This window comes from Zoogloea sp. GW822-FHT05C07, from assembly GCF_058800215.1.
In genome coordinates this window covers 5,126,600-5,149,333 of record NZ_CM179510.1, presented here as the reverse complement: position 1 = coordinate 5,149,333, position 22,734 = coordinate 5,126,600, and the positions used below count along the sequence as shown (strand labels likewise).

Here is a 22,734-nt window from a genome sequence, read left to right as displayed (position 1 = left end):
TCTATCCTGCCGTCACATGCTCCATGCTCATGTTGGTCTGATGGCTGATTTGCTGGTTCGGCCATTAGAATGCAGCAATACGGCGCGTTCAAATGAGTTTTTCGGCGCCCTGCATGAGGAAATGGAATGTCAGTCAGCCTGTCGAGGATTCCGTCGGTCGATCTGCTGCGGGGCTTTGTCGCCGTGGGGCGGCGGATGAGCATCACCCTGGCGGCGGGCGACCTGTTCCTCACCCAGTCGGCGGTCAGCCGCCAGATCCATGCGCTGGAGGCGGCCCTCGGCGTCAAGCTGTTCGAACGGGGCCACCGCTCCATCCGCTTCACGGCGGAAGGCGAGCAACTGTTTCTGGCCGCGGACAGCGCCATGCAGACCCTGCAGGACGCGCTGGGCGTGCTGCAGGACAGCCTGCGCCGCCGTCCGGTGACGATCACCGCCAGCATCGGTTTCGTCAGCCTGTGGCTGCTGCCGCGACTGCGGGAGTTCCAGAGCCTGCACCCCGACGTGGAGGTGCGCCTGTCGGCGAACAACGAGGTGGTGGACCTGCGCCAGGACGGGCTCGACATCGCGATCCGCTATTGCGCTGAATCCGCGATGCCGGCGGGTTCGAGCCGCCTGTTCGGCGAGACGCTTTTTCCGGTGGCCCACTCCAGCCTCGGGCTGGCTCGCCTCGATAGCCCCGCGCTGATCGAAGGCGCCACGCTGCTGGAATTCGAGGGCGATCCGTCGCCCTGGTGGCAGTGGAGCCGCTGGCTGGAATCCCAAGGCTGGGCCGGGGTGAAGCCGAAGGGTGTGCTGCGCTTCAACCTCTACGACCAGGTCATCCACGCCGCCGTCGCCGGCCAGGGCATCGCGCTGGGCCGGGGGCAGCTGATCGCGCCGATGCTGGCCGACGGCCGCTTGGTTGCGCTGGCGACCCCGCTGCCGGGGCCGCAGTCCGACAAGGCCCACTACCTGATCCAGCGGGACGCCGAGCCGAGCAAGCAGGTGCAGGCGCTGATCGACTGGATCCGTGCCGAGGCGCGCCTTACCGACGCGGCTCCAGCCTGATCTGCCGGTAGGGCAGGTCGTCCGTCAGCGCGCCATCGCGCAGCCAGTCCAGCGGGATGCGCCACAGGGAGTCGGTGAAACGGGCGTTGAAGAAGGCGAAGTGCCCGATCGACTCGAGCCCGAGGGCCTGTGGCTCGATGCGCAGGTGGGTGGACGGGCTGCGTTCGTAATAGCGGAGCAGCCGGTGAATGGCCGGCACGGTGCCGAACTCGTCGTCGCTGGTCGATAGCGCCAGCGTGGGCGCGGTGACGCGGGCAAAGGATTCGACCAGTTGCGTGCGCGCTTCGGCCGACAGCGTCTGCGGGCCGGAGCGGTAGATGTCCTCGAAGCGGGCGTGGGGCGCAACCCAGTCGCGCACCACGCCCCGCGGCGTGTCCTCCAGCCAGCCGAGCCGCTTGCCCGGAAAGTAGCCGAACAGGGCGGTCAGGGCCGGCATCAGCACATGCCAGCGCAGGTACATCGCCAGCCGTTTGTGCTCGGCGTAGTCCCGCCAGTAGGCAAACTGCGAGCCCATCGTGAAGACGCGCTCGATCAGGCGGTTCGACGGCGCCATGCCGACCAGGAAACCGCCGACGCTGTGGGCCACGACGTGGACGGGATGTCCCGCGAAGCGCTGGCTGGCGAAGCGGAGCACGCCCTCGAAGTCCTTGCTGCCCCAGTCCAGCCAGCTGGCCTCGAAGCCGCGCATCCTGTCCGGCCGCGAGCCGCCGATGCCGCGGTAATCGTAGGTGATGACGTTGAATCCCCAGCCATGCAGAAAATCCGCAAAGCGGCTGTAGTAGCGGCTATGAACGGAGGTTGCCGGGTTGATGACGACGACCGGCGCGGGACCGTGGCCATCGTTGGGGCTGCGCGCCCAGACGTGGGCCTGGAGAGGGAAGCCATCCACCGCGGGGATGCGCACCTTTTCGGGAGTTATGGGTGTTGCTTGCATGATTGGGGCAGGGGGTATCGGGATGGCCTTGAGCCTACGACCGCCGATGCGTAGGCTCAACCGAGTTTTTGGTCAGCATGCATTCCTCTCCGGAATGCTGGACCGCCGCCCGCCGCGCCGGTCCAGCATCCGTCATTGCCAGCCGAAGCGCCGGCTGTAGAAGCTCTTCATGGCCTGGGTCAGCACCATGTAGCCGGCCAGGATCGCCGCCAGGATGGGGAAGTAGGACCACGGCAGCGCCTGCAGCTTGAAGTAGTGGGCGACCGGCCCCATCGGGATGAGGATGCCGACGGCCATGATCAGGCCGGTGGCGACCATCAGCAGGCCGCCCGGACGGCTCTGCACGAAGGGGATCTTGCGGGTGCGGATCATGTGCACCACCAGGGTCTGGGTCATCAAGCCCTCGACGAACCAGCCGGACTGGAACAGGGTCTGGTGTTCCGGTGTGTTGGCGCCGAAGACGAACCACATGACCAGATAGGTGGTGATGTCGAACACCGAGCTGACCGGCCCGAAGAACAGCATGAAGCGGCCGATGTCGGCCGGGTTCCAGCGCTGGGGATCGCGCACCAGCTCCTCATCCACGTTGTCGAAGGGAATCGCTACCTGCGAGAAGTCGTAGAGGAGGTTCTGCACCAGCAGGTGCATCGGCAGCATCGGCAGGAAGGGGATGAAGGCGCTCGCCACGAGCACCGAGAAGACGTTGCCGAAGTTGGAGCTGGCCGTCATCTTGATGTACTTGAGCATGTTGGCGAAGGTCTTGCGTCCTTCGACGACGCCTTCCTCCAGCACCATCAGGCTCTTTTCGAGCAGGATGATGTCGGCGGCCTCCTTGGCGATGTCCACCGCGGTGTCCACCGAGATGCCGATGTCGGCAGTGCGCAGGGCCGGCGCGTCGTTGATGCCGTCGCCCATGAAGCCGACCACGTGGCCGTTGCCCTTGAGCACGCGGACCACCCGTTCCTTGTGGGCGGGGGTGAGCTTGGCGAAGATGTCGTGGGTTTCCACGGCTTCTGCGAGCTGGGCGTCGTCCATGCGTTCCAGGTCGGAGCCGAGCAGCAGCTGCTGGGTCGGCAGGCCGACCTCGCGGCAGATCTTGGCGGTGACCAGCTCGTTGTCGCCGGTCAGTACCTTGACCTTCACGCCGTGGGCGAACAGGGCGTTGAGGGCCGGCTCGGTGGATTCCTTGGGCGGATCGAGGAAGGCTACGTAGCCGATCAGGGTCAGGCCGGCCTCGTCGGCGACGCCGTAGGACTCCTTGCTGGGCGGCAGCTCCCGCGCGGCGACGGCCACCACGCGCAGGCCGTCCTCGTTGAGGTCGGCGGTCACCTCGCGTACGCGGGCCAGCAGCTCGGGCGTCAGCGCCTCGTCGACCTCGCCATGGCGGACCCGCTCGCACACCGCCAGGATCTCCTCGACGGCGCCCTTGCAGATCAGCAGGTGATGATCTTCATGCTCGGCAACGACCACCGACATGCGGCGGCGCTGGAAGTCGAAAGGGATCTCGTCCACCTTGCGGAAGTTGCTGGCCGGGTTGAGTTCCCGGTGCACCTCGGTGTGCTCCAGCACGGCCACGTCGAGGAGGTTCTTGAGGCCGGTCTGGTAGTAGCTGTTGAGATAGGCCGCTTCCAGCACGTCGTCCGACTCCTCGCCCCACACGTCGGTGTGGCGGGCCAGGAAGATCTTGTCCTGGGTCAGGGTGCCGGTCTTGTCGGTGCACAGCACATCCATCGCGCCGAAGTTCTGGATCGCGTCCAGGCGCTTCACGATGACCTTCTGGCGGGACAGGATCACCGCGCCCTTGGCGAGGGTCGAGGTGACGATCATCGGCAGCATTTCCGGGGTCAGGCCGACGGCGATGGACATGGCGAACAGGAAGGCTTCGGTCCAGTCGCCCTTGGTGAAGCCGTTGATGAACAGCACCAGCGGCGACATCACGAACATGAAGCGGATCAGCAGCCAGGCCACCTTGTTGACGCCGGCCTGGAACTGGGTCGGCGCCCGGTCGGTGGCGGTCACCCGCTGGGCGAGGGCGCCGAAGTAGGTGCGCGCGCCGGTGCCGACGACCACCGCGGTGGCCGAGCCGGACACCACGTTGGTGCCCATGAAAACGATGTTGTCCAGCTCCAGCGGATTGGTCGCCGACAGGTCGCGCAGGCGCGCGAACTTCTCCACCGGCAGGGATTCGCCGGTCATCGCGGCCTGGGCGACGAACAGGTCCTTGGCCGCCAGCACGCGGCAGTCGCCGGGAATCATGTCGCCGGCCGACAGGGCCACCAGGTCGCCGGGCACCAGCTGGGCAATCGGCACTTCCTCCCGGTGGGCCGGATGGACGTGCAGCTGGATGTCGAAGTAGCGGCGGGCGTCTTCGGCCGCATCCTCGCTGAGGTCGCGGCGGATCACCGTGGCGGTGTTGCTGACCATCGCCTTCAGCTTGTCTGCGGCGATGTTCGACTTGCGCTCCTGCCAGAAGCGGATCGCCACCGACAGCACGACCATGGTGCCGATCACCAGGGTGGCCTTCATGTCCTCGGTGACGTAGGAAATGACTGCCAGCAGCGTCAGGAGCAGGTCGAAGGGCGTCTTGTAGCAGTGCCACAGGTGCAGCCACCAGGGCAGCGGTTTTTCCTGCTCGACCTCGTTGAGGCCGACTTGTGCACGGATCAGCTCGGCCTGGGCAGCGCTGAGGCCGTCCGGATGGCTGTCGAGCTGCTTGAGCAGCACGTCGGGCGTGCTGCGGGCCGCCGCCGCCAGGGTCTGGGCGAGGGACGGCGGGACTTCGCGGCTGACCGTGGTACGCGACAGGCTGTCGAGCAGCGCGAGACGACGGAAGTGACGGCCGAAGCCGCGGCTGCGGACGAAGGCCGCAAAGAGTTCCTTGAGAAACGTGAGACGCATGAAAACCTCCCGCTCCGCGCGCCTTCCTTGCGGGCACGCGGAATGGCAACACGCCTGCCGGCGACGGGCATGGCGTGGTACTGACGACTGGGAAGCGGTGGGGAAAGGCCGAGAACCGGCTTTCCGGCGCCACTACCCGCCTTGTTCAGGCAAGGTAGTGGCAGGGCGTGACGCTGCGGTTACCTTGCCGGTTCGTTCAAGCTGATGGACGACGGGCTGCTTGGGCTGTCCACAGGGACACTCCTGAAATGAAGACGAGCGAATCTTGCGCCGATGGATGCGGCGCCGCAACGTGAGGATGTAACGAAATGAAGGCGATTTCCGGCCGGGTGCAATGCCTGATCACCTCTGCCTGGCCTTGGTAGCGCGGAGGTGGTACCCGGCCCGCCTAGTCGATTTGAACGATTGCCGCGCCGGGGCCGTGTGGCATCTTGCGTCCATGGCCGCCGCGTGGCGCGCCCAATCATCGGAGCCGAGAGAACACATGGGACTGAAAGGAAACGCTGCAATCGTGGGCGCGGCCCAGTACAGGCCGGAGAAGTACACGACGGCCCCGCGCATGTTCCACCTGGAGCAGGTGGCCGACCTGGCGGCGCAGGCGCTGGCGGATGCCGGCCTCAAGGCCACGGACATCGACGGGCTGGTGATCAACGGCCCGCAGTTTCACGAGGCATCGGTGTTCGTGCCGGCGATGGCCGCCGAATACCTGGGGTTGAGCGTCAATTTCGCCGAGGTCGTGGACCTGGGCGGCTGTACCTCGGTGGGCATGGTGTGGCGGGCCGCCGCCGCCATCGAGCTGGGCCTGTGCCAGGCGGTGCTGTGTGTGCTGCCGGCGCGCATGGCGCCCTTTGGCCCTGACGAAGATCCGTCGTGGATGGCCCGCGCGATGCGCTTCGGCGGCCACAGCACGGCCTTCGGCGCACCGGAGGCGGAGTTCGACCTGCCTTACGGCCATATGGGCCAGAACACCGGCTACGCGATGATCGCCCAGCGCTACGCGGCCCAGTACGGCTACGACCCGCTGGCGATGGCCAAGATCGCGGTGGACCAGCGCACCAACGCGCTGACCAATCCGGATGCAATGTTCTTCGGCAAGCCGCTGACCGCCGACGAGGTGCTGGCGAGCAAGATGGTTGCCGATCCGCTGCACGTGCTGGAGATCGTCATGCCGGTGGCCGGCGGCGCGGCGGTGATCGTCGCCTCGCCGGAAGTGGCGGCCAGGGCGCGCAACCGCGGCGCCCGCATCACCGGCTTCGGCGAGCATCTGGCCTTCAAGTCGCCGACCTACGCGGCGGACATGACCCGCACGCCCATCGGGCCGGCGGCGGCGCGCGCCTTCGCGATGGCCGGCTTGAAGCCGTCTGACATGGATGCGGCGCAGATCTACGACTGCTACACCATCACCGTGCTGTTGACCCTTGAAGACGCGGGCTTCGCACCGAAGGGCGAGGGCATGCGCTGGGTGCGCGAGCACGACCTGACCTGGCGCGGCAACTTCCCGATGAACACCCACGGCGGCCAGCTCAGCTTTGGTCAGTCCGGCTCGGCCGGCGGGATGTCGCAGGTCATCGAGGCCTTCGCGCAGATTTCCGGCCGTGCCGGCGACCGCCAGCTGAAGCGCTGCGACACGGTCTTCGTGTCCGGCACCGGCGGCGTGATGAGCGAGCAGGGCGCACTGATTCTCCAGGGAGCATGACGAGCATGTCCACCAACAAACCGATGCCCGTGCCGACCGAGATTTCGGCACCTTTCTGGGACGGCCTGAAGGCTGGCCGGCTCAGCCTGCAGCACTGCAACAGCTGTGGTCACTGGATCTTCTTTCCGCGCCGGCACTGCGACAAGTGCTGGTCCCACGACGTGGAATGGCGCGAGGTGACCGGTAGCGGCACGCTGTACACCTACACGCTGACGCGCATCCCGACGCTGCCGGATTTTGCCGACGAGATGCCGCAGAAGATGGCGGTGGTCGAACTGGACGAGGGCGTGCGCATCAACACCACGCTGGTCGGCCTGGACGAAGACGAGATCCGCGTCGGCATGCGCGTCAAGCCGGTGTTCGACAAGGTGAAGTCTGACGGCACGACGCTGCTGCGTTTCACCGGCCTCGACAAGACCGTGGCGCCGCGCAGCTTCGACGAGCCGGAAGCCGCCGCGGTGCCGGACGAAGCGGCCGTGCCGCCGCGCCAGATCCCGGTCGGCGACGAGGCGGCGCTGCAGGCCCTGGTCAGCGATGAATTCACGGCGTGGAGCAACCAGATCGTCGTGGACCAGGCGCTGATCGACGAATTCGCCCGCCTGTCCGGCGACGACTACTGGATCCACACCGACCCCGAGAAGGCCCGCAAGCAGGGGCCCTTCGGCGGCACCATCGCCCACGGGGCGCTGGTCCAGGTGCTGCAGTCGCGGCTGAAGATCCCCCTCGGCTTCGAGGTCACCGGCTTCACCAACATGGTGAACTACGGCTCCGACCGCCTGCGCTTCCCGTCGCCGGTTCCGGCCGGCGCGCGCATCCATGCGCGGGCGCGGGTCAAGCGGATGGAAAAGGTACGCAGCGGCACCCAACTGACGCTGGAGGTGAACATCCACGTGGTTGGCGCCGAGCGTCCGTCGGTGATCAACGACCTCGTGATCCTCTACATGTGATTGTCCCGCCGGGGCGCGTTGCCCCGGTCAGCTTTACCCCTCCTTGTCTCCACTTGGTTAGCCAACCCTCGCGGGTTGGCTTTTTTTCCATTGGGGCGATGGAGCCAGGCTGCTGGAGGTTTGCTGTCAGCAGCGGACTGTCACGCCTGCTGGCCAAGATTGCGCAGCAGGCGGGTATCGGTCTGCAGTGACTGGGGCTCGCCCACCGTGATACGGCTGAAATCCGGATGGCGGGGGTTGAGCAGGTAGTTACGCTCGGCCGGAAGCACCGCGCTGGGAACGCTCAGAACCGCGCTTTGCATGCTCTGCAGCCATGCCTGCCCCAGGGCTTGCAGGACGTCGCGGGCGCCGATGGTGCGCCAGTCGTCCGGCAACTGTGCGACGTCGATGCGGGTTTCGGGCAGATCCGCAGGCAGGTTAGCGGGGATCAACACGTAATGGGCGCGCAGCGGGCCGTCCTGCACCATCAGCTCGAGCAAGGCCAGGGATTGGGATTCGGCGGTGTAGACCACCTCCCAGCCTTTCGGATTCCAGCGCCCGCCGTAGAGCCGGGCGCCTTCGCCGCTGAATGCCGTCTGCGCAAACCGGCCGGTGGTTATGCGCCAGACGGTCCGGGTCAAGCAAACACTCCGTGCTCGATGCGTCCGAGGGTGTCCATGACGCTGTCGGCGCCGATGTCGGTGTCCAGCAGCGACAGCGGGGTGACGCCGCCCAGCGACGCATTGGGGCTCTGGAGCCAGTCCAGCGCGCTGTCGGCATCCTCGAAGACGACCTCGGCGCGCTCGACCACGCGGGCAAAGCGCACAAGCTTCGCCGACTCTTCGGGGGACAGGGCGCCTTCGCGTTTGCGCCTGGCCAGCGTGCGTTCGGGGATGGCCAGGGCACGGGCCAGATCGCTCTGCGTGATGCGCGTGATGCGCACTACCGCGTCCACACAGGCCGACGGCAGGCCCCGGCGCACCAGAGGAATCCAGTCCATGATGACCCGGGGCCGGGCGTGCAGCACGCCTTCGCCGCCGAGCAGCGTGACGGCTGAAACGGGAGAGACATTCAGGCTGGCGGTCGTCATCGGTGGCTCCTGTGGCGTAAGCGCCATTTGGCAGTCATTCTGGTCAAAATTGACCGCAAAGTCCACGCAACCCTGTTTCATCCAGGTCCATCGCCCGCCGCGCCCCTGACAAGTGCTTAGTCTCAACGGACGATGAACGCCGTCCGCGCTGTTCGCACAATGCTCCCGACACATCAGGATTCTTCAAAGGGGAGCAGACATGATCGACATTCGCGGTTTGGGCTATTTCGTTACCGAGACCCCCGACCTCGCCGAGTGGCAGCGCTACGCCGAAGACGTGCTCGGCATGATGACTTCGAGCGCGCCCGGCGGCGGCCTTTACGTAAAGATGGACGAGCGGCCGTTCCGCGTGCTGGTGGTGCAGGGCGAGCAGCGCCGCTACGTCGCTTCCGGCTGGGAGCTGGCGGGCGAGGGCGCCTTCAAGGATGCGCTCGTTACGCTGGAAAAGGCCGGCGTCGGCTACGAGCTGGCCCCGCAGGCCCTGTGCGATCAGCGCGGCATGCAGGCCATCGCGCTCGTCACCGACCCCTCCGGCAACCGCCATGAGCTTGGCTGGGGACATCGTTCCGACTGCCAGCCCTTCGTGTCTCCGCAGGGCGTGCCGCGCTTCCTGACCGGCGAGATGGGCCTTGGCCACACCGTGCTGCCGTCGCCGAACTTCGACGCGTCGGTGGCCTTCTTCCGCGACGTGCTCGGCTTCGGTCTGTCGGACATCTTCAACTTCCGTCCCGACCCCAACGGCCCGGCGATCCGCATCCACTTCATGCACTGCGGCAACGCGCGCCACCACAGCCTGGCCATCGCCGAGTACCCGGTGCCCAGCGGATGCGTGCACGTGATGGTGGAGGTCGATTCGATGACCGAAGTCGGCCGCGCCCACGACCGCATGGTGGCCCACAAGGTGCCCCTGTCGGCAACCCTCGGCCAGCACCTCAACGACCGCATGACCTCCTTCTACATGAAGACGCCGTCGGGCTTCGACCTGGAGTACGGCTACGGCGGCCTGCAGGTGGACTGGGAGCATCACAACATCTTCGAATTCACCCGCGTGAGCCTGTGGGGCCACGACTTCAGCGCTGGCCAGAAGGCCGCCTGATCCGCCGGAGAGAGCCATCCATGAACAAGCAGATGACGGCGGCGGAAGTCGTCGCCCAGCTCCGTGACGGCATGACCGTGGGCTTTGGCGGCTGGGGCCCGCGGCGCAAGCCGATGGCCCTGGTCCGCGAGATCCTGCGCTCGGACCTGAAGGACCTCACCGTGGTCGCCTACGGTGGCCCGGAGGTCGGCATGCTGTGCGCGGCCGGCAAGGTGAAGAAGCTCGTCTTCGGCTTCGCCACCCTCGACGCGATGCCCCTTGAGCCCTGGTATCGCAAGGTGCGGGAGAGCGGGGCGCTGGAGCTGATGGAACTGGATGAGGGCATGTTGCAGTGGGGCCTGCGCGCCGCCGGCATGCGCCTGCCTTTCCTGCCGACCCGCTGCGGGCTGGCTACCGACATCGTCAAGCTCAATCCCGAGCTGCAGACGGTGCGCTCCCCGTACGCCGACGGCGAAGTGCTGCTGGCGATGCCGGCCCTCAAGCTGGACGCGGCGCTGCTGCACGTGAATGTCGCCGACCGCCTCGGCAACACCCTGGTCACCGGCCCCGACCCTTATTTCGACCACCTGTTCGCCCGCGCCGCCGAGCGCTGCTTCGTGTCCGCCGAGCGGATCGAGCCGCGGCTGGAGCTGGACGCCCAGCAGGCGCGCTTCAACACCTTCGAGCGCTACCTGGTGAGCGGCGTGGTGGATGCGCCCTGCGGCGCCCATCCCACGTCCTGCCCGTCCGACTACGGCTGGGACATGACCCACTTCAAGCGCTACGCGGCGAGCGCCGCCGAGGACGGCGGCTGGCAGGCCTACATGGATGAATTCGTGCTGCCTGGCGAAGCCGCCTACCAGGACCGCAACGGCGGCACCGCCCGCATGGGCAGCCTGCCCCTGCCGGTGTTCTGACGAGAGGCTGAGGAAACATGGCAATGAGCGACAAACCCGATTTCACCCTGGCCGAGCTGATGATCGTCGCGGCCTCGGAAGCCTGGCGCGGCAACGGCGAGGTGCTGGCCTCCGGCCTCGGCATCATCCCGCGCCTGGGCGCCAGCCTGGCCAAGCTGACCCACAGCCCCGAGCTGCTGATGACCGACAGCGAGGCTTTCCTCGTCGAGGAGCCGATCCCCGTTGGTCCGCGTGGCGACTACGTGCCGCGCTACGCCGGCTACATGTCCTTCGAGCGGGTCTTCGAGTGCGTGTGGGGCGGCCGCCGCCACGCGATGATCGGCCCGACTCAGATCGACCGCTGGGCGCAGACCAACCTGTCCGTTATTGGCGACTACCGCAAGCCGAAGTCGGCCATCCTCGGCGTGCGCGGCCTGCCGGGCAACAGCATCAACCACATCAACTCCTTCTTCGTGCCCAGCCACAGCCCGCGCGTCTTCGTGGCCGGCGAGGTGGACATGGTGTCCGGCGTCGGCTTCAAGCCCGAGCGCTGGGACGACGGCGTGCGCCGCGACCTGATGGAGGTGCGCATCGTCCTCACCGACCTGTGCGTGATGGACTTCGGGGGCCCCGGCCGTGCGGCCCGCGTGCGCTCGCTGCATCCCGGCGTGAGCTTCGAGGAGGTGCAGGAGAAGACCGGCTTCCCGCTGCTGAAGGCCGAAGACATGGGCGAGACCCCGCATCCCACCGCCGCCCAGCTGGACATCATCCGCCGCCTCGATCCCCACGACCTGCGCGCCGCGCAGCTCAAGGGCAACCCGCCCGGCATCCGTGCCGCCTGACCGACCAGGGAGCCCACCATGACCGCCCCGATCAGCGATCCGCATTTCGTCAGCCGGCCCGACGGTGCGGTGTACGAAACCGACGAACCGGTGACCTACAGCGTGGCCGACGGCATCGCCAGCGTGACGATGAACCGGCCGAGCTTCAACAATGCGCAGAACTCCCAGATGACCTACGCCCTCGACGCCGCCTTCCGCCGCGCGGTGGACGACGACGCGGTGAAGGTGATCGTACTGCGCGGCGAAGGCCGGCATTTCTCCGCCGGGCACGACATCGGCACGCCGGGGCGCGACATCAACAAGCCCTTCGAGCGGAACCAGCTGTGGTGGGACCACACCAACAAGCCCGGCGGCGAGTTCCTGTACGCCCGCGAGCAGGAGGTGTACCTGGGCATGTGCCGGCGCTGGCGTGATCTGCCCAAGCCGACCATCGCCATGGTGCAGGGCGCCTGCGTGGCCGGCGGCCTGATGCTGGCCTGGGTGTGCGACCTGATCGTCGCCAGCGACGACGCCTTCTTCCAGGACCCGGTGGTGCGCATGGGTATTCCCGGCGTCGAGTACTTCGCCCATCCCTACGAGCTGAATCCGCGCATTGCCAAGGAATTTTTGTTTACCGGTGAGCGCATGGGGGCCGAGCGGGCCTGGCAGCTCGGCATGGTGAACCGCGTCGTGGCGCGGGACGCGCTGGAGAGCGCCACCTACGCACTGGCGGCGCGCATCGCCAGCCAGCCGCGCATGGGCCTGGCCCTCACCAAGCAGGCCATCAACCATGTGGAGGATCTGCAGGGCAAGCGCAGCGCGATGGACGCCGCCTTCGCCTGGCACCACTTCGCCCACGCCCACAACGAACTGCTATCCGGCGACCGCCTGGGCGGCTTCGACGGACGCGCGATGGCCGAGGCCAACAAGCGCGCCGCGGCGGGAGAGCAGGCATGAGCCGCGACACCTCCGCGCTGCTGCGCACGCCGCTCACCGAGAGACTCGGCTGCCGCTACCCGATCGTGCAGACCGCGATGGGCTGGGTGGCCGACGCCAACCTGGTCATCGCCACCACCCGCGCCGGCGGCTTCGGCTTCCTGGCCGGTGCGACCATCGCCGCCGAGCGGCTGGAAGGCGAGATCCAGAAGGTGATCGCGGCCACCGGCGGCAGCAACTTCGGCCTCAACTTCCACATGTTCCAGGACAACGCCGCCCAGTGCGTGGACCTGGCCATCCAGTACCGCCTGAAGGCCGTCAGCTACGGCCGCGGGCCAGACAAGAAGACCATCGCCCGCTTCAAGGCCGCCGGCGTGCTGTGCATCCCGACCGTCGGCGCGCTGAAGCATGCGGTGAAGGCCGTCGAGCTGGGCGCCGACATGCTCACCATCCAGGGCGGGGAGGGCGGCGGCCACACCGGCGGCGTGCCCACCACCATCCTGCTGCCCCAGGTGCTCGACGCGGTGAAGGTGCCGGTGATCGCCGCCGGCGGCTACTCCACCGGGCGCGGGCTGGCTGCCGCGCTGGCCGCCGGTGCGGCCGGCATTGCGATGGGCACCCGCTTCATGATGACCACCGATTCGCCCACGCCGCCGGCCACGCTGCAGCGCTACGTGGCGGTGGACGACCCGCAGAAGATCCGCGTGACCCTGGCGGTGGACGGCATGCGCCACCGCATGATCGACAACCCCTTCATCCGCCGCCTGGAAGCCGCCAGCCCCTTCGGCCGCCTGGCCATCGCGCTGAAGAGCGCCTGGCACTGGAAGCGCCAGACCGGCATGAGCGCCGGCCACATGCTCGGCGTGCTGCGCCGGGCCATCAAGGAAGACCCATCCACGGTCTCCCAGACCGTGATGTCGGCCAACCAGCCGGTGCTGCTGCAACGCTCGATGGTCGAGGGCTTCCCCGACGAGGGCATCCTGCCCAGCGGCCAGGTGGCTGCGGCCATCGGCGAGTTGCAGAGCTGCCGGCAGGTCATCGAGGGCATCGCCCGCGAGGCCGAGGCCTGCCTCGCCGCGCTGCTGGCGCGTGTCGATGGCGCCCCGCTGGACGGCGAAGCGGACAAGCCCTTCACGCGCTGGCCGGACGTGGTGTCCGCCGCATCCACCCCCAATCCCCTTCCTCTGGAGACTGCCCCGTGACGCAGGCTTTTCGTACCCTCATCGACGCCGGCATCGCCGAGCTGATCATCGACAAACCGCCGGTCAACGCCCTCGACAGCGAGGAATGGCTGGCCCTGGCCCGTCGCCTGGAAGAACTGGGTGACGACCCGCAGGTGCGCGTCATCGTCGTCCGTGCCGAGGGGCGCGGCTTCTGCGCCGGCGTGGACATCAAGGAGCTGGACGCCCACCCGGAGCGCATCGTGGCGGTGAACGCCGGCAACTACGCCACCTTCAAGGCGGTGCACCGCAACCCGGTGCCGGTCGTCGTCGCGGTGCACGGCTTCGTGCTCGGCGGCGGCATCGGCATCACCGGCGCGGCGGATGTCGTCGTCGCCTCCGAGTGCGCGACCTTCGCGCTGCCCGAGGTGGATCGCGGCGCGATGGGCGGCGGCGCCCACCTGCAGCGCCTGTTCCCGGTGCAGAAGGTGCGCTACCTGTTCTTCACCGGCGAGAAGATCGGCGCCCGCGAGGCGGAGCGCTACGGCTTCATCGAACGCGTCGTGCCAAAGGCGGAGCTGCGCGATGCGGCGCTGGAGATCGCCCGCAAGATCGCCGCCAAGAGCCCGGCGATGATCCGCATCGCCAAGGAAGCCCTGAACGGCATCGAGGACGGCAACCTGGAAGACAAGTACCGCTGGGAGCAGGGCTTCACGCTGCAGGCCTACACCAGCCCCGATTCCGCCGAAACCCGCCGCGCCTTCGTCGAGAAGCGCGACGCCCAGTTCTGAGGACGCCATGGACCTTGCCTACACCCCCAAGCAGAAAGCCTTCCGCGCCGAGGTGCGGGACTGGCTGGCGCGCAACCTGCCGCGCCAGCCGCTGGCCAGCTACGATACCCGCGAGGGCTTCGAGCAGCACCGCGACTGGGAACGCCGCCTTTTCGAGAGCCGCCTGTCGATGGTCATGTGGCCGGAAGAGCTGGGCGGCCGCGGCTGCGACCTCATCGAGTGGCTGATCTTCGAGGAGGAGTACTACGGCGCCGGTGCCCCGATGCGCGTCAACCAGAATGGTCAGCTGCTGCTCGGCCCGACGTTGATGGAGTTCGGCACCGAGGCGCAGAAGCGCCGCTTCCTGCCGCGCATGGCGGCCAGCGACGACATGTGGGCGCAGGGCTGGTCCGAGCCCAACGCCGGCTCCGACATGGCGGCCATCACCAGCCGCGCGATCCTGTCGGACGACGGCAGCCACTACGTGCTCAACGGCCAGAAGACCTGGTCCACCCGCGCCATCTTCGCCGACTGGCTGTTCGGCCTGTTCCGCTCCGAGCCGGGTTCGACGCGCCACCACGGCCTGTCTTATCTGCTGGTGCCCCTGAACGCGCCGGGCGTAACGATCCGCCCGATCCTGGCCCTCAACGGCAAGCAGGCCTTCGCCGAGATCTTCCTCGACGACGTGAAGGTGCCGGTGGACAACCGCATCGGCGACGAAGGGCAGGGCTGGCACGTGGCGATGGCCACCGCCGGCTTCGAGCGCGGCCTGCTGCTGCGCTCCCCGGCCCGTTTCCAGGCCACCGCGCGGAAGCTGGTGGCGCTCTACAAGGCCAACCGGGCCAGCGCCGACCGCGACCCCGGCCTGCGCGAAGCGGTCTGCGAAGCCTGGATGGGCGCCGAAGCCTACGCGCTGTCGGCCTACCACACGGTCGGGCGGCTGGCGAAGGGCGCGCGCATCGGCGCCGAGGCCAGCACCAACAAGATCGTGTGGTCCGAGCTGGACCTGAAGATGCACGAGACCGCGATGCGCATCCTCGGTGCCCGCGGCGAACTCCTGGCCGACGCACCGGACGCCGGCAGCGACGCCGCCGGTTGGCTGGACGGCTTCCTGTTCGCCCAGGCCGGGCCGATCTACGCCGGCACCAACGAGATCCAGCGCAACATCATCGCCGAGCGGATGCTCGGTTTGCCCAAATCCTGAGGCCGGCCATGGACTTCACCTTTACCGACGACCAACTCAGCTTCCGGGAGGCGGTGAGCCGCTTCCTGATGACCGAAGCGGCCCCCGAAATGCTCCGCGAGATCTGGGAGACCGATCCCGGCCGCTCGCCGGCCCTGCGTGGCAAGCTCGCCGCCCAGGGGCTCACCGCCCTGTCGGTGCCCGAGGACTGCGGCGGGCTCGGCATGGACGACGTGGCCTGGGCGCTGATGAGCCAGGAGCTGGGCTACTACGCGATCCCCGACTCCCTTGCCGACAGCGCTTACGTGGCGGCCGGCCTGATCGCCAGCCTGCCGGCGGGCTGTGCCGGGCGCGAGGACTGGCTGGCGCGCATCGCCGACGGCAGCGCCCGCGTGGCGGTGGGGCATGCCGTCAATCCGCTGGTGGCCGATGCCCAGTCCGCCGACCTGCTGCTGCTGCCCCACGGCGACGAGGTGCACCTGGTGCCGCGGGCACTGGTGGATGTGATCGCCAACCCGAGCATCGACCTGTCCCGCCGCCTCAGCCGCGTGATGTGGGAGCCCAGCTCGGCCACCATCGCCGCGAGCGGTGAGGCCGGGCGCCGCCTGTGGGCGGACACCCTCAACCGCGGCGTGCTGGCGGTGGCCGGGCAGCTCCTCGGCCTGGCCCAGCGCATGCTCGACCTGTCGGTGGACTACGCCGCCCAGCGCAAGCAGTTCGGCAAGCCCATCGGCAGCTTCCAGGCCGTCAAGCACCACCTGGCCGACGTGGCCACCCGCATCGAGTTCGCCAAGCCGGTGCTGTATCGGGCCGCCCACGCGCTGGCTCACGGCCGGGCCGACGCGGACGTCCATGCTTCCCACGCCAAGCTGGCCTGCGGCGAAGCCGCCTGGCTGGCGGCGCGCCACGGCATCCAGGTGCACGGCGCCATGGGCTACACCTGGGAGGTGGATCTGCAGATGTTCATGAAGCGGACCTGGGCTCTCGATGCGGCCTGGGGCGACCGCGGTTTCCACAAATCCCGCGTGGCCGACGCCGTCCTCGCCGACGGCGCCGAACTCGGCCCCGGCCACACCTTCAAGGAGTAAGCATGGCCCAGGCCTATATCGTGGACGCCCTGCGCAGCCCCACCGGCAAGCGCAAGGGCGGCCTGTCCCACGTCCACGCCATCGACCTCGGCGCCCATGCGCTGAAGGCGCTGGTGGAACGCAACGCCATCCCCGCCGAGGACTACGACGACGTGATCTTCGGCTGCGTCGACACCATCGGCTCCCAGGCCGGCGACATCGCCCGCACCGCCTGGCTGGCCGCCGGCCTGCCGCTCAACGTGCCCGGCACGACGGTGGACCGCCAGTGCGGATCGAGCCAGCAGGCCATCCACTTCGCCGCCCAGGCGGTGATGAGTGGCACCCAGGACGTGGTGGCGGTCGGCGGCGTGCAGACGATGACGCAGATCCCCATCTCGTCGGCGATGCTGGCCGGCCAGCCGCTGGGCTTTCCCGACCCGTTCTCGGGCAGCAAGGGCTGGCAGGCGCGCTTCGGCGGCCAGCCGGTGAACCAGTTCTACGCCGCCCAGCGCATCGCCGACCACTGGCAGATCAGCCGCACCGACATGGAGGCCTACGCGCTGGAGAGCCATCGCCGGGCGCTGGCGGCCAGCGAGGCCGGCCGCTTCGAGCGGGAGATCGTGCCGCTCGAAGGCGTGCTCCGCGACGAGACGCCGCGCCAGACCACGCTGCAGAAGATGGCCGAGCTGGAGCCGGTGGCGCCGGAGTTCCCGGCCATCACCGCCGCCGTGTCGAGCCAGACCTGCGACGCCTCGGCGGCCCTGCTGGTGGTGTCGGAAGCGGCGCTGAAGCGCTACGGCCTCACGCCGCGGGCGCGCATCCATCACCTCAGCGTGCTCGGTGACGACCCGATCTGGCACCTCACCGCACCGATCCCGGCCACCCAGGCGGCCCTGCGCAAGACCGGCATGAGCCTGTCCGACATCGACTGCGTGGAGATCAACGAAGCTTTCGCCTCGGTGGTGATGGCCTGGCTCAAGGAGACCGGCTACGACCCGGCCCGTACCAACCCCAACGGCGGCGCCATCGCCCTCGGCCATCCGCTGGGCGCCACTGGCGCGCGCCTGATGACCGGGCTGCTGCACGAGCTGGAACGCACGGGCGGCCGCTTCGGGCTGCAGACCATGTGCGAAGGCGGTGGGCAGGCCAACGTTACGATTATTGAACGGTTGTGAGGCGGCGGCGCATCGCCACCTGCACCACCGCGAACCATAGAGAAGAATATTCTGGAGACAGCAATGGGTATTTGTGAGGGACGTACAGTCATCATCACTGGCGCCGGTGGCGGCCTTGGGCGGGCCTACGCTCAGGCCTTCGCGGCCGAGGGAGCCAACGTGGTGGTGAACGACATCCGCCTGGCGGCGGCCGAGGCGGTGGTGGACCAGATCGTCACCGGCGGCGGCAAGGCCATCGCCAGCGCGGACGACATCACCCGCAGCGAGTCGGCGCAGCGCATCGTGGACGCGGCGCTGGCGGCCTTCGGTGAGGTGCATGTGGTGGTGAACAACGCCGGCATCCTGCGCGACCGCATGTTCATCAGCCTCGGCGAAGAGGACTGGGACGAGGTGATGCGGGTGCATCTGAAGGGGCATTTCTGCCTCGCCAACATCCTGGGCCGGCGCTGGCGCGATCAGGCCAAGGCCGGTAACAAGGTCGATGCGCGGATCATCAACACCAGCTCCGGCGCAGGCCTGCAGGGTTCGGTCGGGCAGTCCAACTACTCGGCGGCGAAGGGCGGCATCGCCGCGCTGACCCTGGTGCAGGCGGCGGAGCTGGCCCGTTATGGCGTCACCGCCAACGCGCTGGCGCCGGCGGCCCGCACGGCGATGACCGAGAGCGCGATGCCCGACGTGGTGAAGGCGCCGGAGAGCGGCTTCGACGCCTGGGCGGCGGAGAACGTCGCGCCGCTGGTGGTGTGGCTGGGCAGCCCGCTGTCCGCCCACGTGAGCGGACAGGTCTTCGAGAGCCAGGGCGGGCGCATCTCCGTCTGCGACGGCTGGCGTACCGGCCCGCAGCGGGACAAGGGCGCCCGCTGGCTGCCCGCCGAGATCGGCGCGGTGGTGGACGAGCTGATGGGCCAGGCCGTGCCGGCCCAGAAGGTGTGGGGGAGCTGACATGGAACAGGTACCCGACAAACCGGGCCGGCGCCGCTTCGTGCAGGGCGGCCTGGCCCTCGGTGCCGCGGCGCTGATCGGCCGCGCGCAGGCGGAGGCCAACGTGACGGCTCAGGTGGCAACCAAAGCGCTGCCGCTGCCCGAATACGAGGGCTTCGACGCCCACGACCTGGCGGCCCACATCCGCGACGGCCGGCTGACGCCGCTGGAGGTGGTGGACGCCGCCATCGCCCGCGCCGAGGCGCGCAGCGCGCTCAACGCGGTGGTGCTGCGCCACTACGAGCTGGCCCGCGAAAGTGCCGCCGCCCTCGGCCGAGCGGGGCGTGCCGAGCGGCAGGCGAGGGCGGCCAAGGCGCCGCTGGCCGGCGTCCCCTTCGCGCTGAAGGACCTCAACGTCGCGCTGAAGGACACCATCACCACCAACGGCTGCGCCTTCTTCAAGGACGCGGTCGCCGACCACGATTCCACGCTGGTCCAGCGCTACCAGGCGGCCGGTCTCAACATCTTCGCCAAGCTCGCTTCGCCGGAGTTCGGCCAGACCGGCACCACCGAATCCCGCCTGTGGGGGCAGACCCATAACCCCTGGAACGCCGCCCACAGCGCCGGTGGTTCGTCGGGCGGTTCGGCCGCGGCGGTGGCGGCGGGCATCCTGCCGGCGGCCCACGCCAGCGACGGCGGCGGCTCGATCCGCATCCCGTCGTCCCACTGCGGGGTGTTCGGCCTCAAACCCAGCCGCGGCCGCGTGCCGGCCGGGCCGAAGGCCCTGGAAGGCTGGATGGGGCTGTCGATCAACAACGTGATCACCCGCAGCGTGCGGGACTCGGCGCTGCTGCTGCAGCTCACCCAGGGGCCGGAAGCCGGCTCCCGCGTCGGGCCACCACCGGCCGACCTGATGGCCGCGCTGCGCCAGCCGCCGAAGGGGCTGCGCATCGCGCTGATGGACGTCAATCCCTTCGGGATGGGCGTCCACGCCGACTGCCTGAATGCAGTGAAGAAGGCCGCCCGTCTGTGCACCGACCTCGGCCACAAGGTGGAGGTCGCCGCGCCGCAGCTGCCGATCCAGGAGATGTTCGCCGGCATGGGCGTGGTCACCGCCACCGGCATGCTGACGAGCGTGCAGGCCCGAGAGAAGCTGCTCGGCCGGGCGGTGCGCGAGGATGAGATGGAGCCGATCAACTGGCGCAGCCTGCAGCTCGCCAAGGGCTACAGCGCCGAGCAGGTGTTCCGTGCCCGCGCCGCGTTCGACCAGGCAGGCCGCATCCTCGACGAGTTCTTCGCACGCTACGACCTGATCCTGTCGCCGGTCACCGCCGCGCCGCCGCCGCTGCTCGGCGCGCTGTCCCTCGACCAGCCCTACGAGGATTTCGTGAAGAACGCGATGCTGGCTTCGCCCTTCACCGCGATGTTCAACATGAGCGGCCAGCCGGCCATGTCGGTGCCGCTGCACTGGAACGCCGCCGGCCTGCCGATCGGCGTGCAGTTCGCCGGCCCCTTCGGCGGCGAAGCCCGCCTGCTGGCCCTGGCTGCTCAGCTGGAACAGGCCGCACCGTGGAAACACCGCCGGCCGCCGCTGTAAGCGCCCGACGACGACAAGAACGACTGGAGACCCCATGAGCAAGATCCCCGAATACGTGCCCGGGCACGGCCTGCTGAAGGGCAAGTCCGTGCTGATCACCGCCGCCGCTGGCGCCGGCATCGGCTTTTCCGCCGCCCGCCGCTGCGTGGAGGAGGGCTGCCGCGCGCTGATGATTTCCGACATCCACCCGCGCCGGCTCGAAGAAGCCGTCGCCACGCTGAAGGCCGACAGCGGCCTCACCGAGGTGTATGGCCAGCTGTGCAACGTGACTGTCGAGGAGGAGGTCCGCGCGCTGGTGTCCGCCGCCGAGGAACGCCTGGGCGGCGTGGACGTGTTGATCAACAACGCCGGCCTCGGCGGCCAGAAGCGCGTCACCGAGATGAGCGACGAAGAGTGGAACCGGGTGCTGGACATCACGCTGACCGGCACCTTCCGCATGACCCGCGCGATGCTGCCGTACATGGAAGCGCGCGGCCGCGGCGCCATCGTCAACAACGCCTCGGTGCTCGGCTGGCGCGCCCAGAAGGAGCAGGCCCACTACGCCGCGGCCAAGGCCGGCGTGATGGCGCTGACCCGCTGCGCGGCCCTCGAAGCCGCCGAGCACGGTGTGCGCATCAACGCGGTGTCGCCGTCCATCGCGCTGCACGACTTCCTCAAGAAGGCCTCCAGCGAGGAACTCCTCGCCCAGCTGGCCAGCCGCGAAGCCTTCGGCCGCGCCGCCGAGGTGTGGGAAGTGGCCAACGTGATGGTCTTCCTGGCCAGCGACTACGCGTCCTACATGACCGGCGAAGTGCTGTCGGTCAGCTCCCAGCACGCCTGAGCGGAGCCGTCGATGAGCACCACCACTACCACGACTTTCTCCAGCGCCGACGCGCTGCTGGCCGCCGCCGGCCGTGACTTGGGCACCACCGACTGGCTGGAGATCACCCAGGAGCGGGTGAACCGGTTCGCCGACGCGACCGGCGACCACCAGTGGATCCACGTGGACCCGGAGCGGGCCAAGGACGGGCCGTTCGGCGGCTGCATCGCCCACGGCTACCTGACCCTGTCCCTCGCCAACTTCTTTCTGCCGCAGCTGATCCACATCGACAACATGAAGATGGGCGTCAACGTCGGCGCCGACCGGGTGCGCTTTCCGGCGCCGGTCCGCGTCGGCGCGCGCATCCGTGGGCGCGGCGAGATCCTCAAGGTGGAGGCCGTCGGCGAGGCGGTGCAATCCACCGTCCGCGTCAGCATCGAGATCGAGGGCGAAACGCGCCCCGGCTGCGTGATCGACACCATCAGCCGCTACACCTTCCATTCCGCCGCCGAGGCGATTTCCTGAGAGATGCCCGTCATGACCGAAGCCGTCATCGTTTCCACCGCGCGTACCGCGCTGACCAAATCCTTCCGCGGCGCCTTCAATGACACCGAGGCGCCGGTGCTCGGCGGCCACGTGGTGCGTGCCGTCGTCGAACGGGCCGGCATCGAGCCGGCCGCCGTCGAGGATGTGATCATGGGTGCCGCCGTGCAGCAGGGCACCCAGGGCTACAACATCGGGCGCCTGTGCGCCTACACCGGCGGCCTGCCGCAGAGCGTGGCGGGCATGGCGGTGGACCGCATGTGCGCGTCCGGCCTGATGAGCATCGGCATCGCCGCCAAGAACATCCTGGCCGGCGAGATGAAGATCGCCATCGCCGGCGGCGTCGAGTCCCTGTCGCTGACCCAGACCAAGCACAAGAACAGCTACCGGGCCCAGTCGGAAGCCGCCATCGCGGCGATGCCCAGCGCCTACATCCCGATGATCGAGACCGCCGAGATCGTCTCCCGGCGTTACGGCATCAGCCGTGCGGCGCAGGACGCCTATGCGCTGCAAAGCCAGCAACGCACCGCCGCCGCGCAGGAAGCCGGCCTCTTCGACGACGAGATCGTGCCGCTGGCGGCGCGCCGCCTGCTGCTCGACAAGGAAGGCAAGCCGCTCGGCCACGAGGACGTGGTGGCCCGCAAGGACGAATGCAACCGGCCGTCCACCACGCTGGACGACCTGACCGCGCTGAAGCCGGTGTGGAAGGACGGCAAGTGGGTGCAGCAGGGCGAGTTCGTCACCGCCGGCAATGCCTCGCAGTTCTCCGATGGGGCCGCCGCCGCGTTGCTGATGAGCCGCGCCGAAGCCGAACGCCGCGGGCTGGCGCCGCTGGGCATCTACCGCGGCATCGCGGTGGCCGGCTGCGCGCCGGACGAGATGGGCATCGGCCCGGTCTTCGCCATCCCGAAGCTGCTGGAGCGTTTCGGCCTCAGCGTCGGCGACGTGGGCCTGTGGGAGATCAACGAGGCCTTCGCCTGCCAGGTCATCCACTGCCGCGACACGCTGGGCATCCCCAACGAGCGCCTCAACGTGAATGGCGGCGCGATCTCCATCGGCCACCCCTTCGGCATGTCGGGCGCCCGCATGGTCGGCCACGCGCTGGCCGAAGGCCGCCGCCGCGGCGTGCGCTACGTGGTGGTGTCGATGTGCATCGGCGGTGGCATGGGCGCCGCGGGGTTGTTCGAGGTGGTCTGAGCGCCC

Annotated in this window: 21 protein-coding genes; 17 read left to right on the top strand and 4 right to left on the bottom strand. The window is 68.7% G+C overall.

Annotated elements, in window-relative coordinates; translation table 11 throughout:
- Positions 1–126: 126 nt before the first annotated feature.
- Positions 127–1,047 (top strand): LysR substrate-binding domain-containing protein, encoded by a 921-nt coding sequence (locus AC3QL2_RS23645; RefSeq protein ID WP_493235739.1) that lies wholly within the window; start codon positions 127–129, stop codon positions 1,045–1,047.
- Here AC3QL2_RS23645 and AC3QL2_RS23640 read toward each other — a convergent pair.
- Positions 1,025–1,981, bottom strand: coding sequence for an alpha/beta hydrolase family protein (locus AC3QL2_RS23640; RefSeq protein ID WP_493235737.1), 957 nt, complete (start codon positions 1,979–1,981; stop codon positions 1,025–1,027). The genes AC3QL2_RS23645 and AC3QL2_RS23640 overlap by 23 nt on opposite strands.
- Positions 1,982–2,113: 132 nt before the next feature.
- Positions 2,114–4,879, bottom strand: coding sequence for a magnesium-translocating P-type ATPase (gene mgtA / locus AC3QL2_RS23635; RefSeq protein ID WP_493235736.1), 2,766 nt, complete (start codon positions 4,877–4,879; stop codon positions 2,114–2,116).
- A 484-nt stretch (positions 4,880–5,363) separates the two neighbouring features.
- Between mgtA and AC3QL2_RS23630 the strand changes: the two genes are divergently transcribed.
- Complete coding sequence (locus AC3QL2_RS23630) at positions 5,364–6,575, top strand: thiolase family protein (protein ID WP_493235735.1); 1,212 nt, start codon at positions 5,364–5,366, stop codon at positions 6,573–6,575.
- Between the two features lie 5 nt (positions 6,576–6,580).
- Positions 6,581–7,522, top strand: coding sequence for a bifunctional OB-fold nucleic acid binding domain-containing protein/MaoC family dehydratase (locus AC3QL2_RS23625; RefSeq protein WP_493235733.1), 942 nt, complete (start codon positions 6,581–6,583; stop codon positions 7,520–7,522).
- Between the two features lie 140 nt (positions 7,523–7,662).
- Here AC3QL2_RS23625 and AC3QL2_RS23620 read toward each other — a convergent pair whose 3' ends face one another.
- Together AC3QL2_RS23620 and AC3QL2_RS23615 are read right to left on the bottom strand one after the other, a co-directional pair.
- Positions 7,663–8,142, bottom strand: coding sequence for an RES family NAD+ phosphorylase (locus tag AC3QL2_RS23620; RefSeq protein ID WP_493235731.1), 480 nt, complete (start codon positions 8,140–8,142; stop codon positions 7,663–7,665).
- The gene (locus AC3QL2_RS23615) at positions 8,139–8,591 is read right to left on the bottom strand and encodes an Xre family toxin-antitoxin system antitoxin (protein ID WP_493235729.1); all 453 of its coding nucleotides are present in this window, start codon (positions 8,589–8,591) and stop codon (positions 8,139–8,141) included. The genes AC3QL2_RS23620 and AC3QL2_RS23615 overlap by 4 nt, the downstream gene beginning before the upstream one ends.
- A 199-nt stretch (positions 8,592–8,790) precedes the next feature.
- On the opposite strand from AC3QL2_RS23615, the gene AC3QL2_RS23610 reads away from it, so the two are divergent.
- The 14 genes from AC3QL2_RS23610 (at position 8,791) to AC3QL2_RS23545 (ending at position 22,728) form a co-directional block, all read left to right on the top strand.
- Positions 8,791–9,687, top strand: coding sequence for a VOC family protein (locus tag AC3QL2_RS23610; protein WP_493235727.1), 897 nt, complete (start codon positions 8,791–8,793; stop codon positions 9,685–9,687).
- 20 nt (positions 9,688–9,707) lie between these two features.
- The gene (locus AC3QL2_RS23605; protein ID WP_493235726.1) at positions 9,708–10,583 is read left to right on the top strand and encodes a CoA transferase subunit A; all 876 of its coding nucleotides are present in this window, start codon (positions 9,708–9,710) and stop codon (positions 10,581–10,583) included.
- Between the two features lie 23 nt (positions 10,584–10,606).
- Positions 10,607–11,404 carry a CoA-transferase subunit beta gene (locus AC3QL2_RS23600; RefSeq protein ID WP_374482508.1) on the top strand — a complete coding sequence of 266 codons (798 nt, stop codon included), beginning with the start codon at positions 10,607–10,609 and terminating at the stop codon, positions 11,402–11,404.
- Positions 11,405–11,422: 18 nt separating this feature from the next.
- Entirely contained in the window at positions 11,423–12,340 is a 918-nt protein-coding gene (locus tag AC3QL2_RS23595) for an enoyl-CoA hydratase (RefSeq protein WP_493235725.1), read from the top strand.
- The gene (locus tag AC3QL2_RS23590; protein WP_493235724.1) at positions 12,337–13,521 is read left to right on the top strand and encodes an NAD(P)H-dependent flavin oxidoreductase; all 1,185 of its coding nucleotides are present in this window, start codon (positions 12,337–12,339) and stop codon (positions 13,519–13,521) included. Before AC3QL2_RS23595 ends, AC3QL2_RS23590 begins: the two co-directional genes overlap by 4 nt.
- Entirely contained in the window at positions 13,518–14,270 is a 753-nt protein-coding gene (locus tag AC3QL2_RS23585) for an enoyl-CoA hydratase family protein (protein ID WP_493235722.1), read from the top strand. The genes AC3QL2_RS23590 and AC3QL2_RS23585 overlap by 4 nt, the downstream gene beginning before the upstream one ends.
- 7 nt (positions 14,271–14,277) lie before the next feature.
- Entirely contained in the window at positions 14,278–15,453 is a 1,176-nt protein-coding gene (locus tag AC3QL2_RS23580) for an acyl-CoA dehydrogenase family protein (protein WP_493235721.1), read from the top strand.
- Between the two features lie 8 nt (positions 15,454–15,461).
- Positions 15,462–16,520, top strand: a complete 1,059-nt coding sequence (locus AC3QL2_RS23575) for an acyl-CoA dehydrogenase family protein (protein WP_493235720.1) — start codon at positions 15,462–15,464, stop codon at positions 16,518–16,520.
- A 2-nt stretch (positions 16,521–16,522) separates the two neighbouring features.
- Positions 16,523–17,674 (top strand): acetyl-CoA C-acetyltransferase, encoded by a 1,152-nt coding sequence (locus AC3QL2_RS23570; protein WP_493235719.1) that lies wholly within the window; start codon positions 16,523–16,525, stop codon positions 17,672–17,674.
- Positions 17,675–17,737: 63 nt separating this feature from the next.
- Positions 17,738–18,613, top strand: a complete 876-nt coding sequence (locus AC3QL2_RS23565) for an SDR family oxidoreductase (protein ID WP_493235717.1) — start codon at positions 17,738–17,740, stop codon at positions 18,611–18,613.
- A gap of 1 nt (position 18,614) precedes the next feature.
- Positions 18,615–20,189: an amidase gene (locus tag AC3QL2_RS23560; protein ID WP_493235716.1), complete on the top strand. Its 1,575-nt coding sequence runs from the start codon at positions 18,615–18,617 to the stop codon at positions 20,187–20,189.
- A gap of 34 nt (positions 20,190–20,223) precedes the next feature.
- Entirely contained in the window at positions 20,224–21,009 is a 786-nt protein-coding gene (locus AC3QL2_RS23555; protein WP_493235714.1) for an SDR family oxidoreductase, read from the top strand.
- A gap of 12 nt (positions 21,010–21,021) precedes the next feature.
- Entirely contained in the window at positions 21,022–21,513 is a 492-nt protein-coding gene (locus AC3QL2_RS23550; protein ID WP_493235713.1) for a MaoC family dehydratase, read from the top strand.
- Between the two features lie 12 nt (positions 21,514–21,525).
- Positions 21,526–22,728, top strand: a complete 1,203-nt coding sequence (locus AC3QL2_RS23545) for an acetyl-CoA C-acyltransferase (protein WP_493235711.1) — start codon at positions 21,526–21,528, stop codon at positions 22,726–22,728.
- The last annotated feature ends 6 nt before the right edge of the window (positions 22,729–22,734 follow it).

Excerpts from the sequence above, each read along its gene's own strand:
- AC3QL2_RS23645 (WP_493235739.1), top strand. The coding sequence starts at position 127 with ATGTCAGTCAGCCTGTCGAGGATTCCGTCGGTCGATCTGCTGCGGGGC.
- AC3QL2_RS23640 (WP_493235737.1), bottom strand. The coding sequence starts at position 1,981 with ATGCAAGCAACACCCATAACTCCCGAAAAGGTGCGCATCCCCGCGGTG.
- mgtA (WP_493235736.1), bottom strand. The coding sequence starts at position 4,879 with ATGCGTCTCACGTTTCTCAAGGAACTCTTTGCGGCCTTCGTCCGCAGC.
- AC3QL2_RS23630 (WP_493235735.1), top strand. The coding sequence starts at position 5,364 with ATGGGACTGAAAGGAAACGCTGCAATCGTGGGCGCGGCCCAGTACAGG.
- AC3QL2_RS23625 (WP_493235733.1), top strand. The coding sequence starts at position 6,581 with ATGTCCACCAACAAACCGATGCCCGTGCCGACCGAGATTTCGGCACCT.
- AC3QL2_RS23615 (WP_493235729.1), bottom strand. The coding sequence starts at position 8,591 with ATGACGACCGCCAGCCTGAATGTCTCTCCCGTTTCAGCCGTCACGCTG.
- AC3QL2_RS23610 (WP_493235727.1), top strand. The coding sequence starts at position 8,791 with ATGATCGACATTCGCGGTTTGGGCTATTTCGTTACCGAGACCCCCGAC.
- AC3QL2_RS23605 (WP_493235726.1), top strand. The coding sequence starts at position 9,708 with ATGAACAAGCAGATGACGGCGGCGGAAGTCGTCGCCCAGCTCCGTGAC.
- AC3QL2_RS23600 (WP_374482508.1), top strand. The coding sequence starts at position 10,607 with ATGAGCGACAAACCCGATTTCACCCTGGCCGAGCTGATGATCGTCGCG.
- AC3QL2_RS23595 (WP_493235725.1), top strand. The coding sequence starts at position 11,423 with ATGACCGCCCCGATCAGCGATCCGCATTTCGTCAGCCGGCCCGACGGT.
- AC3QL2_RS23590 (WP_493235724.1), top strand. The coding sequence starts at position 12,337 with ATGAGCCGCGACACCTCCGCGCTGCTGCGCACGCCGCTCACCGAGAGA.
- AC3QL2_RS23580 (WP_493235721.1), top strand. The coding sequence starts at position 14,278 with ATGGACCTTGCCTACACCCCCAAGCAGAAAGCCTTCCGCGCCGAGGTG.
- AC3QL2_RS23575 (WP_493235720.1), top strand. The coding sequence starts at position 15,462 with ATGGACTTCACCTTTACCGACGACCAACTCAGCTTCCGGGAGGCGGTG.
- AC3QL2_RS23570 (WP_493235719.1), top strand. The coding sequence starts at position 16,523 with ATGGCCCAGGCCTATATCGTGGACGCCCTGCGCAGCCCCACCGGCAAG.
- AC3QL2_RS23565 (WP_493235717.1), top strand. The coding sequence starts at position 17,738 with ATGGGTATTTGTGAGGGACGTACAGTCATCATCACTGGCGCCGGTGGC.
- AC3QL2_RS23560 (WP_493235716.1), top strand. The coding sequence starts at position 18,615 with ATGGAACAGGTACCCGACAAACCGGGCCGGCGCCGCTTCGTGCAGGGC.
- AC3QL2_RS23555 (WP_493235714.1), top strand. The coding sequence starts at position 20,224 with ATGAGCAAGATCCCCGAATACGTGCCCGGGCACGGCCTGCTGAAGGGC.
- AC3QL2_RS23550 (WP_493235713.1), top strand. The coding sequence starts at position 21,022 with ATGAGCACCACCACTACCACGACTTTCTCCAGCGCCGACGCGCTGCTG.
- AC3QL2_RS23545 (WP_493235711.1), top strand. The coding sequence starts at position 21,526 with ATGACCGAAGCCGTCATCGTTTCCACCGCGCGTACCGCGCTGACCAAA.